This window comes from Thermomonas fusca (assembly GCF_005862345.1).
In the GTDB taxonomy this organism is placed as follows: Bacteria; Pseudomonadota; Gammaproteobacteria; order Xanthomonadales; family Xanthomonadaceae; genus Thermomonas; species Thermomonas fusca.
Genome location: NZ_SROY01000004.1, coordinates 249,619 through 265,011 on the forward strand (window position 1 = coordinate 249,619; position 15,393 = coordinate 265,011).

General features: G+C 69.2%; 17 protein-coding genes. All 17 read right to left on the reverse strand.

The window, feature by feature from the left end; all coding sequences use genetic code 11:
• Nucleotides 1–11: 11 nt before the first annotated feature.
• The gene (locus E5S66_RS10725) at nucleotides 12–518 is read right to left on the reverse strand and encodes a flagellar basal body-associated FliL family protein (RefSeq protein ID WP_171033535.1); all 507 of its coding nucleotides are present in this window, start codon (nucleotides 516–518) and stop codon (nucleotides 12–14) included.
• A 145-nt stretch (nucleotides 519–663) separates the two neighbouring features.
• A complete protein-coding gene (locus tag E5S66_RS10730; protein ID WP_171033536.1) occupies nucleotides 664–1,851 on the reverse strand; it encodes a flagellar hook-length control protein FliK in 1,188 nt (395 codons plus the stop codon).
• Nucleotides 1,851–2,297 carry a flagellar export protein FliJ gene (gene fliJ / locus E5S66_RS10735; RefSeq protein ID WP_138349194.1) on the reverse strand — a complete coding sequence of 149 codons (447 nt, stop codon included), beginning with the start codon at nucleotides 2,295–2,297 and terminating at the stop codon, nucleotides 1,851–1,853. The genes E5S66_RS10730 and fliJ overlap by 1 nt, the downstream gene beginning before the upstream one ends.
• Entirely contained in the window at nucleotides 2,294–3,673 is a 1,380-nt protein-coding gene (gene fliI / locus E5S66_RS10740; RefSeq protein WP_138349195.1) for a flagellar protein export ATPase FliI, read from the reverse strand. Before fliI ends, fliJ begins: the two co-directional genes overlap by 4 nt.
• A gap of 118 nt (nucleotides 3,674–3,791) precedes the next feature.
• Nucleotides 3,792–4,379, reverse strand: a complete 588-nt coding sequence (locus tag E5S66_RS10745) for a FliH/SctL family protein (protein ID WP_028839328.1) — start codon at nucleotides 4,377–4,379, stop codon at nucleotides 3,792–3,794.
• Nucleotides 4,376–5,359, reverse strand: coding sequence for a flagellar motor switch protein FliG (gene fliG, locus E5S66_RS10750; protein ID WP_171033541.1), 984 nt, complete (start codon nucleotides 5,357–5,359; stop codon nucleotides 4,376–4,378). Before fliG ends, E5S66_RS10745 begins: the two co-directional genes overlap by 4 nt.
• A gap of 7 nt (nucleotides 5,360–5,366) precedes the next feature.
• On the reverse strand, nucleotides 5,367–7,028 hold the full coding sequence (gene fliF, locus E5S66_RS10755) for a flagellar basal-body MS-ring/collar protein FliF (RefSeq protein WP_138349197.1): 1,662 nt from the start codon (nucleotides 7,026–7,028) through the stop codon (nucleotides 5,367–5,369).
• Nucleotides 7,029–7,112: 84 nt separating this feature from the next.
• Nucleotides 7,113–7,466, reverse strand: a complete 354-nt coding sequence (gene fliE, locus E5S66_RS10760; protein ID WP_028839331.1) for a flagellar hook-basal body complex protein FliE — start codon at nucleotides 7,464–7,466, stop codon at nucleotides 7,113–7,115.
• 277 nt (nucleotides 7,467–7,743) lie between these two features.
• Nucleotides 7,744–9,237 carry a sigma-54 dependent transcriptional regulator gene (locus tag E5S66_RS10765; RefSeq protein ID WP_138349198.1) on the reverse strand — a complete coding sequence of 498 codons (1,494 nt, stop codon included), beginning with the start codon at nucleotides 9,235–9,237 and terminating at the stop codon, nucleotides 7,744–7,746.
• Entirely contained in the window at nucleotides 9,234–9,617 is a 384-nt protein-coding gene (locus E5S66_RS10770) for a response regulator (RefSeq protein ID WP_138349220.1), read from the reverse strand. The genes E5S66_RS10765 and E5S66_RS10770 overlap by 4 nt, the downstream gene beginning before the upstream one ends.
• A 24-nt stretch (nucleotides 9,618–9,641) precedes the next feature.
• The gene (rpoN, locus tag E5S66_RS10775; RefSeq protein WP_138349199.1) at nucleotides 9,642–11,045 is read right to left on the reverse strand and encodes an RNA polymerase factor sigma-54; all 1,404 of its coding nucleotides are present in this window, start codon (nucleotides 11,043–11,045) and stop codon (nucleotides 9,642–9,644) included.
• A 221-nt stretch (nucleotides 11,046–11,266) separates the two neighbouring features.
• The gene (locus tag E5S66_RS10780; RefSeq protein WP_171033537.1) at nucleotides 11,267–11,830 is read right to left on the reverse strand and encodes a PilZ domain-containing protein; all 564 of its coding nucleotides are present in this window, start codon (nucleotides 11,828–11,830) and stop codon (nucleotides 11,267–11,269) included.
• Nucleotides 11,827–12,138: a flagellar protein FliT gene (gene fliT, locus E5S66_RS13580; protein WP_171033538.1), complete on the reverse strand. Its 312-nt coding sequence runs from the start codon at nucleotides 12,136–12,138 to the stop codon at nucleotides 11,827–11,829. The genes E5S66_RS10780 and fliT overlap by 4 nt, the downstream gene beginning before the upstream one ends.
• A complete protein-coding gene (gene fliS, locus E5S66_RS10785) occupies nucleotides 12,135–12,527 on the reverse strand; it encodes a flagellar export chaperone FliS (RefSeq protein WP_138349201.1) in 393 nt (130 codons plus the stop codon). The genes fliT and fliS overlap by 4 nt, the downstream gene beginning before the upstream one ends.
• Before the next feature lie 8 nt (nucleotides 12,528–12,535).
• A complete protein-coding gene (gene fliD, locus E5S66_RS10790; protein WP_138349202.1) occupies nucleotides 12,536–13,876 on the reverse strand; it encodes a flagellar filament capping protein FliD in 1,341 nt (446 codons plus the stop codon).
• Between the two features lie 196 nt (nucleotides 13,877–14,072).
• On the reverse strand, nucleotides 14,073–14,468 hold the full coding sequence (locus E5S66_RS10795; RefSeq protein WP_138349203.1) for a flagellar protein FlaG: 396 nt from the start codon (nucleotides 14,466–14,468) through the stop codon (nucleotides 14,073–14,075).
• Nucleotides 14,469–14,631: 163 nt separating this feature from the next.
• Nucleotides 14,632–15,393, reverse strand: a 762-nt coding sequence (locus E5S66_RS10800; protein ID WP_281278277.1) for a flagellin, incomplete at its 5' end; no start/stop codon positions are given.

A 15,393-nucleotide genomic window follows, 5' to 3' on the forward strand; every position in this document is an offset into this window, starting at 1 on the left:
GGCTGGTCCGCCTACTGGATCACGATGCTGGTGAACAGCAGCGCTTCGACCTGGTTGGCCGCGTGCTGCGCCCTGAGGGTTTTCTTGACCTCCGCCAGCGCCTGCGCCTGCAGCTGTTCCTTGCCGTTGCGGCCGGTGAGCTGCTGCGAGGTCTGCTGGCCGAACAGCAGCAGCAGCTTGTTGCGGATGATCGGCGTGTGCAGCGCCACCGCCGCGGCGGTGTCCGCATCGCGGGTCTGCAGCTGCACGTCGGCCTGCAGGTAGCGCGCGCCGCCTTCGTCGGCCAGGTTGACCACGAAGGCCGGCTCCAGCGCGATGTACCGCGCCGGGCCCGAGGGCTTGGCGCTGGCCGGGGCGGAGGGCTTCAGGAACCAGAACGCCGCGCCGCCGCCGGCGGCGACGATCGCCACCAGGGTCAGGGCGATGAACATCAGCTTCTTCGACTTCTTCGGCGGCGGTGCCTCGGGCGCTGCGGCACCGGGCTTGCCGGGAGGAGTCTTGGCGGGTGCGGCTGACACGGATCGATCCATCCTTGAGCGGGCTATGCCCATCATGGTGCAAATCGCGTGCCGTCATTGCAATGGCCAATCTCGACGCCGTCACGCCACACCCGCCCGCTGCCGCGCCAGGCGGGCGGAAAACCGCGCCAGGGTTGCCGCGCTATCAGGCGTAGACGTCAAGCAGCCCGCGGGCGCGACGGAAATCCGGCGGCAGCGGCGAACCCGCTTCGTCTGGCAGGGTCAGGCCACCGGCGTGGCCGGGCTGCGGCGTGCGGTCGCCGGACTGGCGTTGGCCGCCCTGGCCCTGGCCGACACCGGCATGGGCCAGATGCAGGCCGTGCTGCCCAAGCATTTCGCGCAGCCGCGGCAGGCTGGCTTCCAGCGCCTGGCGGACTTCCGGCTGGGCGCTGTGGAACTCCGCGCGCACGTTGCTGCCGTCCATCTGCAGGCGGATGTCGATGGCGCCCAGGTGCTCGGGCACCACCCGTATTTCCGCCTGGCCGATGCGCTGCCCTGCCAGCCAGGCGACGTGGCCGCTGAAGCCGTCGTCATAGCCCTGGGCGGGGTCCGCCGGCTGCGACAGCATGGGCACGGCGACTGGCGCAGCGGGGGCGCCGAGCGGCTGCACCCCGGCCAGCGACTGCAGCGCGTTGAGCGGCGCGGGGGAAACCGCGGCTGCGGCCTCGATCGGAGCGCCCGCCTGTTCCGCGGCAGGCAACACGAAGCCCGGCAGCGGTGCTTCGGCAAGCGCGACCTGGTTGGCAGCCCCCTGCTGCGGCAGCGGGAGGCGCGCGGCGCGAGCGTTGGGCAAGCCGGTATCGGCTGCGGTTTTCCCCGGCAGGCCGGCGCTGGCGGAGGTAACGGATGTGGGCGCGGACATGGCGATGTCGGCGCCGGCTGCCAGCCCCGGAACCGGCTGGCTGGCCGCCAGCGCGGACAACGAGCGTGTGCCGGCATCGACGGCGACCGCGGCGGCGGCGTTGGTCACGGATGCGGGCGGGAGGGTTGGCGCCACCGGCAGCACCGGCATCTGCTGTGTTTGCGGCATCTGCGCCAGCACGTTCAGCAGCGGATCGGCGGCAGGTGCTTCTTCCTGCCGTTCGCCGGCCGCGGCGCGGGTGGCCGCCGGCAGCGCGCCGGCCAGTGAAATCCCGGCTGCTTCCGGCTGCTCGCCCAGCAGCAGCGCGAACAACAGGCCGGGGTTGCCGGCCGGACCGGCAGCGGCGTCCTGCGTGGTGCCGACGGCAGCGGCCTTCGGGGCCGCCGTGCCGCTGGCGGCGGTGGCGTTCGCCGCCGGTACCACGGCTGCGGGCAGCGCGGACGGCAGCGGCAGGCTGGCGGTCTCGCCCATCATGATTCGTTGCCTTCCTGCGCCACGCGGACGCGGCGCGCGCCCAGGTCGTCCAGTTCACGCTGCTCGCGGCGGTCGGCCACGCGCACTTCCTCGGCGCGATAGCTGGCGGCCAGCTGCTCCAGCACCTTGTTGTCGCGGCTCGCCAGCATCAGCCGGGCGCGCTCCACCTCGCAGTTCTGGCGCGAGCTGTCGACCACCTGCGCCTGCTGCTGCAGGGCGGTGTCGAGCTTGGCGCGAAACGCCACGTGGTTGGCCAGCATGGCCGGCGCCAGCGTGCCGCCCGACGGCGCGACGCTGTAGGAATCGGCGTATTCCTTCAGCGTGTCCAGGCGCTGCTGCTGCTCGGCCAGGGTCTTGTCGCGCTCGGCCAGCATCTTCGCCACCGTGTCCTGGCGCTGCTGGGTGACCCGGAGGAGGGGGTCCAGTCGTTGCGAACGGGTCATTGAACGATCTCCGGTACGCCGTCGAGCAGACGGGCAAGGGCATTGCGACTGGTTTCGACATCGGCCGACTCGGCGACGTCCTGGCCAAGGAACTGGAGGATCTGCGGCCACAGCGCAAGGGCGTCATCGACCACCGGATCGTTGCCGCGCTGGTAGGCGCCGATGGCGATCAGGTCGCGCTGGGCGTTGTAGGCGGCCATCAGCTGCTTGAGCCGGCGGATGCGGCCGCGCCATGCCGGGTCGGTGATGTCCTGCATCACGCGGCTGACCGAGACTTCCACGTCGATGGCCGGGTACAGGCCGGCGTCGGCGATCCGACGGGTCAGCACGATGTGGCCGTCGAGGATGGCGCGGGCGGCGTCGGCGATCGGCTCCTGCTGGTCGTCGCCTTCGGTCAGCACGGTGTAGAAGGCGGTGATCGAGCCGCGGCCGTCGGCGCCGTTGCCGGCACGTTCCACCAGTGCCGGCAGGCGCGCGAACACCGACGGCGGGTAGCCGCGGGTGGTCGGCGGTTCGCCCACCGACAGGCCGATTTCGCGCTGCGCGTGGGCAAAGCGGGTCAGGGAGTCCATCAGCAACAGCACATGCAAGCCCTGGTCCCGGAACCATTCGGCGATGGCGGTGGCGCGCAGGGCGCCGTGCAGGCGCGCCAGCGGCGGCCGGTCGGCCGGGGCGGCCACCACCACCGAACGGCGCAGGCCTTCCTCGCCCAGCGTGCTCTCGACGAAATCGCGCACTTCGCGGCCGCGTTCGCCGATCAGGCCGACCACGATCACGTCGGCGGCGGTGTAGCGGGTCATCATCCCCAGCAGCGTCGATTTGCCGACGCCGGAGCCGGCGAACAGGCCGACGCGCTGGCCGCGGCCGATCGGCAGCAGGGCGTTGATGGCGCGCACGCCCACGTCCAGCGAGCGGGTGATCGGCTCGCGCATCAGCGGGTTGATCTGCACGCCGGCCAGTCCGACGAAATCCTCCGGGCGCAGCGGCGGGCGGCCATCGAGAGGCACCCCATCGCTGTCGATGACGCGGCCCAGCAGGCCTTCGCCCACCGCCACTTCACCGCGCCTGGAGCCGGTGATGACGCGGGCGTTCGGCAGCAGCCCGGACAGGTCGGAGGTGGGCATCAGGAAGGCGCGGTCGCCGGCGAAGCCGACCACTTCGGCATCCACCCAGCGGCCGCCGCTGCTTTCCACGCTGCAGCGCGCGCCCAGCGGCGCTTCGCAACCGGTGGCTTCCAGGGTCAGGCCGACCGCGCGGCGCAGCACGCCTTCGCGAACCATGCCCATGCCGTCGACACGCGCGGTGTCCATGCCGCGCAGCCGCATCGCCAGCCGCAGGCTGCGTGCTTCGTCCCACTGTGCGGCGGCAATGCTCATCGGCTGCGTCCCGCGAGGCTGCGCTTGGCGGCTTTCCACGAACCGCGACAGGCGTCACGGTTCTCCATGCCTATCCAGCGCTTTTTCGCAGCAAAGATCAAGGGGGCGGCAGGTCGGTTCATGCACCGGCTCCGCTGACGATCCGCTGCAGGACCGCGTTGAGGCGCGTCGACAGGCTGCCGTCGATGCGCACGCTGTCGGCATGCAGGCGCAGGTCGCCACGGGCCAGGGTGGTGTCGCCGCTCAGGCGCACGCCTTCCAGCGCCAGCAGCTGCGGGGCAAGCATGGCCAGGTCATCCGGATGCAGGCGCAATTCCAGCTGGCGTTGATCGCTGCCTGCCAGTTCCAGCGCTTCGCGCACCAGCGCCTCAAGCAGTGCCGGTTCGGCGGCGTAGTCGCGGCGCAGCAGGGCGCCGGCGATGCGCACGGCGAGATCGCCCAGCGCATCGCCGACTTCCGCGTCCAGCCGCGCCAGCGGGCGGGTGAACGCATCGAGGATGCCTTCCATCTGCGCGGCGATGCGGCGCACTTCGGCCTGGCCGGCGGCGACGCCCTCGGCGTGCCCGCGCGCATAGCCTTCCGCATGCGCGGCCTCTTCGATGGCCTGCACTTCCTCCACGCTGGGCATGTGCCGCACCGGTTCCTGCGGTGGGGGTGGCGGTGGCGGCGCCAGCTCCGGCGCGGCCCAGCGCACGGCATTGCTCATACGAAGACCTCGGCCTTGGCGGCCAGCTGGATGGTGCCGTCTTCGGCCATCTTGCGGACGATGGTGAGGATTTCCTTCTGCGCGGCCTCGACCTCGGCCAGCCGCACCGGGCCGCGCGCTTCCATGTCTTCGACCAGCATTTCCGCGGCGCGCTGCGACATGTTGGAGGTGATCTTGTCCTTGACCTTGGCATCGGCGCCGCGCAGCGCCATTGCCAGGCGATCGGCCGGGACTTCGCGCAGGACCGACTGCATGGCGCGGTCGTCGATCTCGGCCAGGTTGTCGAACACGAACATGTGGTCGCGGATGCTGGCGGTCAGGGTTTCATCGACTTGCGCAATGGTGCCGAGGATGACCTCGTCCTGGCCGCCATCCATGAAGTTGAGGATGTTGGCCGCCACCTTGATGCCGCCGATGGAGGACGACTTCAGGTTCTGGTTGCCGGCGAACTGCTTGGCCATCACGTCGTTCAATTCATTGAGCGCGTGCGGCGGGATGCCGTCCAGGGTGGCGATGCGGATCAGCACGTCGGCGCGGGTGCGCTCGGGCAGGAACTTGATCGCGTCGGCGCCCTGGTCCGGATCCAGGTGCGACAGCACGATGGCGATGATCTGCGGGTGTTCGTTGCGCACCAGGTCGGCGATGGCGCGCGGCTCCATCCACTTCAACGTGTCCAGGCCGGTGGTGTTGCGGCCCAGCAGGATGCGGTCGATCAGGCTGCTGGCGCGCTCTTCGCCCAGCGCCTGCACCAGCACGCTGCGCACGTACTCGTCGGCGCCGCTGCCGATGTTGGGCTGTTCGAGGGTGTCGACGAAGTCGTCGATCACCTTCTCGACGTCCTGCCGCGACACGCCGCCGACCGAGGTCATGGCCACGCCCAGCTTCTGCACTTCCTTGGCGCCCATGTGCTTGAGCACTTCGGCGGCCTGCTGCTCGCCCAGCGACAGCAGGATGACGGCGGCGCGCTGGACGCCGGACAGGGCGTAATCACTCATCGGCATTCACCAGTTCACGCACCGCCGAGGCAACGCGTTTGGAATCGGTGGCCACGGCATCGCGCGCCACCTGCACCTTGGCTTCGAAATCGCGCCGCTTGGCGATCCGCTCCTGGGTCAGCGCCGGCGGCAGCGGCTGGTCGTCGTGGTCGAGCATCTCGGTGATCTCCGCATCCTGCGCTTCGTGCTTGACCAGCACCTTCGGCGTGGTCAGCGCGCGAAAGGCGGGGCGCAGCACGAACCACACCACCGCCAGCACCGCCAGGCCGCCGAGCAGGGTGCGCAGCAGGTCGCGGGCCTTCGGATTTTCCCACAGCGGCGCCGGTTCGATGGCCAGTTCCGGCTGGCGCGCGAACGGCGAGTTGACCACGGTCACGGCGTCGCCACGCTGGGCGTCGAAACCGATCGCCTGCTGCACCAGCGACTGGATGCGCTGGATTTCCTGCGCGTTGAGTGCGCGTTCTGTGGGCTTGCCGTTCTTGCCCGGCGCGCCGGCCAGGTTGTCCACCAGCACCGCGGCGGTGACCCGGCTGATCCGGCCCGGCGCCTGCCGGGTGTGGGTCAGGGTGCGGTCGATCTCGTAATTGCGCACCGAGCTGCGGGTGCCGTTGCCATTGGCCGCGGTGGTCTGCGCGGCGGTTGCCGGCGCTGCGCCGGCGGCATTGGGGGCGGGGTTGGCGGCTGCTGCCGCGGCCGGGGTGTTGGTGGCGCTGCCCGGCACGCCCTGCGGCGGGGCGGCGGCGGCCAGGTTGCCGGATTCGGACAGCTGCTCGCTGCGCACGATGGCGGGGTCCGGGCCGTACTTCTCGCTGGCCTGCTCGGTCTGGCTGAAATCCATGTCCACGCTGACTTCGGCGCGAACCCGGCCGGGGCCGGTCATCGGCTCCAGCAATTCCTGGATGCGGCGCACGAACACCGCTTCCTGGCGACGCTGGCGTTCGAACTGCTTGGCGCTGATGGCGGCGTCGCTGTCCGGATCCGGATTGGACAGCAGGCGGCCGTACTGGTCGACCACGGTGACGTTGCTGGCCGGCAGGCCGGGGATGGACGAGGACACCAGATGCACGATGGCATCCACCTGGCCCTGCTCCAGGCTGGCGCCGCTCTGCAGCTGCAGCACCACCGAGGCGCTGGCCGGGTCCTTGTTGCGGGTGAACGCGGACGGCTTGGGCATGGCCAGGTGCACCCGCGCCTCGCGCACCGGGCGCAGGTTGGAGATGGTGCGGGCCAGTTCGGTTTCCAGCGCATGCTGGTAGCGCGCGTTTTCCACGAACTGGCTGGTGCCGAAGCCCTGGTCGCCTTCCATCGCGGCGAACCCGCGATCCTCGCCCGCGCCGATGCCGCCGGCGGCCAGCGCCATCCGCGCTTCGCCGATGCGGTCTTCCGGCACCGACAGCGCGCCGGTGGTCGGGTCGATCTTGAACGGCAGCTGCGCATTGCGCAGCACGTCGCGCGCCTCGCCGGCAGTCTTGGCGTCCAGCCCCGGCAGTGGCGCGTAGGTGGGCTTCTGGGTCCAGAAGAACAGCCACAGCCCCAGCGCGATGGCGGCCGCGGTCACGCCCAGGGTCAGCAGCTGCCGCACCATCGGGATGTCCTGCAGGCGTCCCAGGTTCTTCAGGCCTTCGGTGTTCTTGGGAAGTGCGATGGCGCTCATGGCTGGCGGGATTCTGGCTGGAAAGGGCGGAAGGGGTGAAGCGAAAACGGCCGGGCGCGCGGCGCCGGGTGGCGGTCAGGCCTGCTAGACCGGCATGTTCATCACGTCCTGATAGGCCTGGACCAGGCGGTTGCGCACTTCCACCGCCGCCTTGAAGGCGACCTGGGACTGCTGCATCGCCACCATGACCCGGGCCAGGTCGGCGCGCGGATCGCCGATTTCAAACGCATGCTGCAGCGCGCCGGCCTCGTTCTGGGTCTTGCTGACCCCGTCGATGGCGTTGCTCAGGGTCTTCTGGAAGTCGGCGCGCGCCGGCTGCCCGGTCTCGATGGCATTGGACGGGCGTGCATCGACGGCCGCCGGATTGCCCAGCGGGCCCTGCGCCCGCGTCTCGTGGGCGCGGATCTGGGAGAGGATCGAGCTGATGGCATCGGTCATCTGGGCACGGGGACAGGGAAGCCTGTCGCCTTTCGTGCAAAACCCATGCCGGGGCGGTGACGGAAAACTGCCGGTGGTTATGCCGGAAAATTAAATGTCTTATATTTCAATGAAATATGAGGCATATCTCATGCTTCATCTAGAAGCAGTTTTCGCCGTGGCCATTGCCTGCGGCCGGAAACTTCTCGCGTCCGATATGGCGTCGGGGCCGCAGCCCCGCCAACGAGAAAGTCCTACGAAAGCTGTTCCAGAACGGCGCATGGCGCCCGAGATTCGCTCAGGAATCGCGATGGCTGTCTTCGAGCGGCGCTTCGCTGCCGCGGCCGATCCCGTATTTGCGCAGCTTCTCCAGCAGGGTGGTGCGACGCAGGCCCAGCAGGGGGGCCGCGTGGGCAACCACGCCGCCGCTCTGCTGCAGGGCCTGGCGGATCAGCTCGTTTTCGATTTCCGCAATGTGCTGGCGCAGATCCAGGCCGCCCGCCGGCAGCGACACCAGCGGCGACAGGGCGGCCGGGTCGGGCGGCGATGGCGGCGGCGCGGGCGAGGGCGCGACCGGCTGCAGCGGCGGCAGCTGGGTTTCGCGCGGCGGCGGTGCATCGCGCAGCAGTTCTTCCGGAATCGCGGCGCGGTAGCGCGCCGGCAGGTCGCCGACGCCGACCCGGCCTTCCGGGTGCAGCACCGCCAGTCGCTCCAGCAGGTTGCTGAGCTCGCGGACGTTGCCCGGCCAGTTGTAATGCTGCAGCGCCGCGATGGCCTCGTCGGTCAGGGTCACCCGGCCACGCCCGGCTTCGGCCAGCTGGCGGGTGATCGCCATCACCAGATCGGGCAGGTCGTCGCCGCGTTCACGCAGCGCCGGCAGCTCGATCGGGAACACGTTGAGGCGGTAGAACAGGTCCTCGCGGAACCGGCCATCGGCGATATGGGCCTCGAGGTTGCGGTGGGTGGCCGCCAGCACGCGCACGTTGCAGGTGATCGGCGGGCCGCCGCCCACGCGCTCGAACACGCGCTCCTGCAGCACCCGCAGCAGCTTCACCTGCATCGCCATCGGCATGTCGCCGATCTCGTCGAGCAGCAGGGTGCCGCCCTCGGCCATCTCGAAACGGCCCTTGCGCTGGGTCAGAGCGCCGGTGAACGCGCCTTTCTCATGGCCGAACAGCTCGCTTTCCAGCAGGTCGGGCGGGATCGCGCCACAGTTGATGGCGACGAACGGCTTGTCCCTGCGCTGCGAAAGACCGTGGATGTAACGCGCGGCGACTTCCTTGCCGGTGCCGGATTCGCCCAGGAGCAGCACGGTGGTGTCGAAGCGGGCCACCTGGTCGATCAAGCGGTTCAGCCGCAATACCGCGGAACTGCGCCCGGTAGGGCCGGCCTGCGGGATTTCCCGCCGCTCGTCGTCGTCCATCCGCTTGATGCTGGCGCGGCGCAGCACGTCCTGCAGCTGGTTGCGGCGGATCGGATAGTCCAGCGTCCAGACCATTTCGGGGTGCAGGTGCCGGCGCCAGCCGCTGGCGTCGGCCGGGCCGGGCAGGACGATCACCGGCGGGTGCATGGGCTGCGCCGCCAGCCAGGCAACGAACGCATCCCAGGCGTCGGCATCGCCGACGTCGCCGGCGATCACCGCGACCCAGTCGGTGGCGCGCGCCTTGCCCAGGTCGAGGTCCGCGGCATCGACCACGATGCGCGGGGTGAAATCCATGAAATCCAGCAGCGTCGCCAGCCGTTCGGTGCGGGCGTCGTCGGCATCGACCACCAGGATGCGCGATTCACTCATGCGCCGGCCTCGTTCCCGGCCAGGCTTTCCAGCAGCGGCAGCACTTCCTGCATGTAGTTGAGCTTGCTGACGAAGGCATCGCTGCCGGCGCGCTGGGCATGCTCGCGGTGCTCGTTGTCGTCGAAATGGCTGACGATGGCGACAAATGGGGGCGCATCCTGGGCTTTTATCAGCCGCGTGGCCTGCAATCCGCCCATTTCCGGCATCGCCAGATCCATCAGTACCACGTCCGGACGCAGGGATTCGGAACGGGCCACCGCCTCGATACCGTTCGCCGCGGTGCCGGCGATGTCGATCCACGCATGCTTGCGCATGTGTCGGGTCACCGCGTTGATGAAGCCTTCGTGGTCATCCACGAGCAGCACCCTGATGGTTCTCAACATCTTCTTCCCCCCTTGAGAAGATCAGCCCAGCCGCGCCATCGGGGCCGGGCCCCGCTCGCGGCGGCGCATCCGCGCCGGTGCGATGCACAGCTGTTCACGATACTTGGCCACGGTGCGGCGCGCCACGCGAATGCCCTGCCTGGCCAGCATCGCGGCAATCACCTCGTCGGCCAGCGGCGCGTGCGCCGGCTCGTCCTCGATCAACCGGCGCACCATCGCCTTGATCGCCGCGCCGGACACCTCCGCGCCCTCCAGCCGCACCGCGAACAGGCGCTTGAGTTCCAGCGTGCCGCGCGGGGTCTGGATGTATTTGCCGGTGGTAATGCGCGAGATCGTGGATTCGTGCACCCCGATTTCCTCGGCCACCTCCTTCAGCGTCAGCGGCGCGATGGCTTCCTCGCCCTGTTCAAGGAAGGCCCGCTGGCGCGTGACCAGCACCCGCGCGGTCTTGAGCAGGGTTTCGTTGCGGATGCCCAGGCTGCGCAGCAGCCAGCGCGCTTCGTCCAGCAGGCCGCGCATGCCGGCGTGGCCTGAGGCCTGCTCCGCATGCGCGCACAGGCGCAGGCGCGGCGCGCTGCGGGTATTCAGGCGTACCTGCCAGCCGCCCCCGCCGCGCCAGGCGATCACGTCCGGCACGATGAAAGCGGGCTCCGGCTCCGGCGGCTGTTCCACCGGGTGCGGTTGCAGCGACAGCACCAGCGCCACTGCTGTCGCCACCTCGGCGGGCGATGCGTCCAGCTGCCTGGCCAAGGCCGGGAGTTCGTGCCGGGCCAGCGTTTCCAGCTGCTCGCCGACGATGCGCAGCGCCAGCGCCCGCGCATCGCTGGCGGACAGGGTGCGCAGCTGGGCCAGCAGGCATTCGCGCGGGTCGGCCGCGGCCATGCCCGGCCAGTCGCCCTCCAGCAGCAGGCGCTGGCGTGCGGCCAGCAGGGCCGTGGCGTCGGCGTCGGGTAGTTCGTCGGCCAGCTGCATAGCGCCATGGCGGGCCAGGTCGAACGGATCGCCTTCCAGATAGCCGCGGTCGTCGCAGCAGTCCAGCCACCATGCGGCCATCGCCAGTTCGCGCGCGTTGCAGCGCAGCTGCAGCTGTTGCAACAGGCGCTGGCGCGGGTCGCTGGATTCGCCGGCGGCGATGCGGGCGGTGGCATCGTTGTCCGGATCGCCGGCATGGCTGCCGCCGGACAGGAACATCGGTTCAGGCAATTCGTCCCAGGCGGCGGCTTCCAGCGCGGCGTCATCGCCATCACCGGCGGAAACGGGCTCTTCCTCGTCCGCCTCCTGCTCCAGCAGGGGGTTGCGTTCCAGGATCTGATGGAGTTCCTGTTCCAGCTGCAGCGAAGTGACCTGCAACAGGCGGATCGACTGCAGCAGCTGCGGGGTCAGCGTCATCGACTGCCCCATCTTGGCCTGCAAGCTAGCCTTCATCCCGGCCCCCCGTGGTCCTGCCTGAACTGCCCATCTGCTGTGGTTAAGTCGCCCCTACCGAGTAACCGCGCACGCGTCTTGCATGCAGTGTAGGCGAATCCACTGAAATAGGCGCGACCGAAGTCGGAAAATCGACACGTGGGCAGGCGCAGCGTTCGGGGCGGCAGCGGCAGGGCGCGGTGCGCACTGTCGGGGTGAACGGCCGGGCAGTGGCGCGCCGGTTACAGGTCGCGTTGGGCGCGAAGCTCGGCGATGGCGCGACGATGTTGGCGGAACAGGTGGCGCTCCAGCGCGGCGCGGGTGGGTTCCGGCAGTGGGTCGAATTGCAGCCACTGGCTGGGCCTGCCGTCGTCGCCGGGTGCGCAGGCGATCACCACCGCCGGCAGCACCAGCGGCTCCGGCAACCAGGGGGTTGCCTGCATGCGGAACAGGCCGGTGCTGCCTTCCACGCAGGCATCGCCGGCCGGCATGCGCACGCCCTGGGCCGACCAGCGAATCGGCAGCCGCGAATCGGCGCTGGCTTGCGCATTCAGGTTGCCGACCAGCGTCAGCAGCAGGTCGAGTTTTGCTTCGATGCGCCGCAGCGCCAGCCCCTGCGGGCCTTCTTCTTCTTCGTTGCGGCTGTCTTCGATGATGGCGATCGCGGACAGGTGGATCTCGGCGCGGGAGCAGACGGTTTCCAGCCAGGCCGGATCCAATTGTTGTGGCACGAATGCCGCCCGCTGCAGGTCTTCACAGGCCAGCGCGTCGCCGAACAGGGCCGCGTCGGCGTGTTCGCGGTTCATCCCATCGCCTGCAGGTAGGCGTTGGCGCCTCGCTGGTGGCGCTGCAGCTGCTGCAGCTGGTCGGCGACGAAGTCGCGCCGCTGCCCCAATTCTTCCAGCATCGCCTGCTGGTCGTTCAACAGCTGCACCCATGCCTGCACTTGGCGCGGGTCCAGCAGCGCGGTGTCCGCGCCACCCAGCGCCTGACGCACGGCGCGATCATGCGCGTCCACCAGCGCCGCGGCCGCGTCCAGATCGGCCCGGCCCAGCGCTTCGCGCAGGGCATCGACCGGCAGGGCGGGTGGGGCGTCGGTGGTGTAGTCGGTCACCGGGCGCGTTCCGGGTCGATCTGCTGCCAGGCGGATTCGATGTCGGCGATCAGGCCGTCGACCTCCTGCACCACCGCGACATCGTTGTTCAGGTTGGCCTCGGTCAGCCGGCGCTGCGAGTAGTCGTACAGCGCAGCCAGACCGTCGGCGATTTCGCCGCCGGCGGCGTGATCCAGGGATCCGTCCAGCTCGCTGATGATCAGGCTGGCTTCGCTGATAGCCTGCCCCTTGCGCGGCAGGTCGCCGATTTCCATGCAGGCGCTGGCAAGCTTCAGGCGTTCGCGAACGCCGGCCAGCATCAGGCTTACCAGCCGATGCGGGGAAGCGTCCAGCACGGCGCTGCTGACGGCGGTCTGGCGATAGTGCTGGGCGGAGGTGCGAGCGTTCATGGGATTGGTCAGCGGCTGTTGAGGGCGCCCAGTTGCTGGGCGATATAGCTGGAGGTGCTCTGCATCTGGGCCATCATCGCGTCCAGCGCGGTGAACTGGCGGCGATACGAGGCTTCCAGGCGTTCCATGCGGGCGTCGAGGTCGGCGCGCTGCTGGCTCACCGTCTTCATGCGGGTATCAAGGCTCTTGCTGCGATCCGCCAGCAGCCCCTGCGCGCCCACATAGTTATGCAACATGTCGCGCACGCTCTTGCCCAGGTTGGCGTCTTCGCCGAGCAGGCTCTTGATCGCGCTGGGGTTGGCGGCAATCGCCGCGTCGAACTTGCTGCCGTCCAGACTGAGCGAACCGTCGACCGCGGTTTTCAGGCCCAGCGCATTGAGTTCGGCGTAGTTGTTGCCGATCGCGTTGCGCAGCGAAGCGGTGATCGCGCGCGGTGCGGAGTCGCCACTCAGCGGCCCCGCCAGCTTGCCCTCGCCACCGGCGGCGCTCTGCGTGCGCAGCGCGCCCAGCGCGGTGTTATAGGCGCTGATGAAGCCGAGCATCGAGGCCTTCAGCGTACTGGCGTCGGAATCCACGTCCAGCGAGAAGGCCTCGCCGGGCTTGGCCTTGGTCAATGTCAGGGTGATGCCGTCAACGAGGTCCGTCAGCGTATTGGTAGACGACGTACGAGTGATGCCGTCCACGTGCACCACGGCGTCCTGCGCTGCAGCCACCTCGGTCAGCGTGCCGCCGGTGGTAGCCAGCACCGACAGGCCACCATCGCCGCCGCTGGCACTGACTGTCAGGGCGCCGGCGGCACCGGTCTTGCCCGAACTCAGCACCAGCACCTGGCCGGAGTCGCCGTTGACCAGGGTGGCACTCACGCCTTTGCCGGCGGCCTGGCTGTTGATGGCATCGCGGATGTCGGCCAGGGTTCCCTTGCCGGCATCGATGGTGACATCGAAGGCATCGCCATCGCCCACTTTCAACGTCAGCGTGCCATCGCCGATCTGGGTGGTGCTGGTGGCAGCGGCCGACTGCAGTTTGTGCGCAGTGGCCAGCTTCTCGACGATGACCGAGTAGCTGCCCAGCGCAGCGGAGGTGCCGGCGCTGGCGGTGAAGCCCGCATCCGTGGCTACGGTGGCCTTGCGACCGGGCAGTCCGCCGGCGCCGTCAAGCTTCTTCAGCGAACTTTCGATGCCGGCCAATGCGGCCTTGATCGAACCGAAAGCGGAAATCTGCGCCTTGGTGGACGTCTCGATGGTGTTCAGCCGGTTGTCCGCCGGCGCGCGTTCGGCCGCGACCAGCTGGCCGACCAGCTCGCTGACGTTAAGGCCCGAGCCGATGCCCGCGCTGGTGATGGTGGCCATCTTGCGTCCTCCGTGGCGACCGCAAGCGCGGTGCCGTTGCCTTCATGGAATTTAACGGCGCAGCCCGCCAATCCTTGAGTGATGCAAACCTCGAGCCAAGCCCGGGCGATCTAGCTGGACCAGCATGCGTGGCCGCGACAGGCAGTGCTGGCGAAAGCCGCTTCCTCAAGGACGGCAACTCCCGACCTTGCGCCGTTCATGCTTCCCGGTCAAGCAGGCCGCGGCCGGTTGCAGCCAGCCGCCGCGCAACCGCCAGTGCGGCCTCGTCGGGGATCTGCACGATGGTCTCGCCGGTGTCGGAATCCACCACCGACACCACGATGCGGTTCGCGTCCTCATCCACCCGGAAGCGAAGGTTGGTCTGCACGCGGGAGTCCGCCAACGCCTGGTCGATCTGCTTCTGCAGTTCGCTGGCAGTGGGTTTGCTACGCGCCTGCTCGGCGGCGGCCTGCTGGGCATGGGCCTCGTTGGTCTGGCGCGCAGCCTCCGGGGAGAGCGCGCCGGCGGGCGGACGCGACAAAGCCTCGGCGCCGGGCGTCGAGGCGGGAACGGCTCCGTTAGGCGGAGCGCTGATGGGCGCGATGCTGGACATGACGGCTCATCGAAGGGGGCGGGGTAACTCTCCTGCAGTAAGGCCGGGGGCTGTCCTGCTGCAAATTGCGTGGTGCTGGAACTGGGATTGCCGACACTTGGGCCGGCCCCGACCTGATGCGTATCGGGGCCGGCCGTCGTCGTGCTGTCTTGTGGTGCCCGCCTTAACGCAGCAGGCTCAGGACGCTCTGCGGGACCTGGTTGGCCTGGGCGAGCATGGCGGTGCCGGCCTGGTTCAGGATCTGGCTGCGGGTCAGTTCCGCGGTTTCCTTGGCGAAGTCGGTGTCGCGGATGCGGCTGCGCGAGGCGCTCAGGTTTTCCGAGGTGGTGTTCAGGTTGCTGATCACCGAGCTGAAGCGGTTCTGGATCGCGCCCAGCTCGGCGCGCGAGCTGTTCACCGCGGTCAGGGCGTTGTCCATGATCGAGATCGCCTGCTGCGCGCCGGCGAAGCTGGAGATATTCACGTTGCTGGTGAACTTGGACGTTGCGGCAGTGGTTGCGTTACCGATGGCGTCAGCCGCGTTAGAGCCTGCGACTGTGATGCTGGCGCCCTCCTTGATGGAGGTGAGCACAATCTTGTTCGCGTCCGCGCCGGTGCCCAAACTGGCCACGACGTTGGTTTCACTGGTTTTCGCGTTGATGTTCTTGACGATCGCGGCGGCAGTAGTAGCGACGCTGCCTTGGGCCGTGACGTCGGCGATCGCAATGGAATTGATGGTCAGGCCGCTGGTCGCTGCGTCAGTGACGGCTCCTGCGCCCGTCGCGCCCGCCAGCATGGTTTCGCCCAGTGCACTGGTCTGCGCACTGGCGATGTTGTCAACGGTGATCAGCTGCCCGGCGTTGGCGCCGACCTGGAAGGCCTGGCCGGCGAAGTTGCCGTCCAGCAGCTTGGTGCCGTTGAACTCGGTCTGACTGGCCACGCGCTG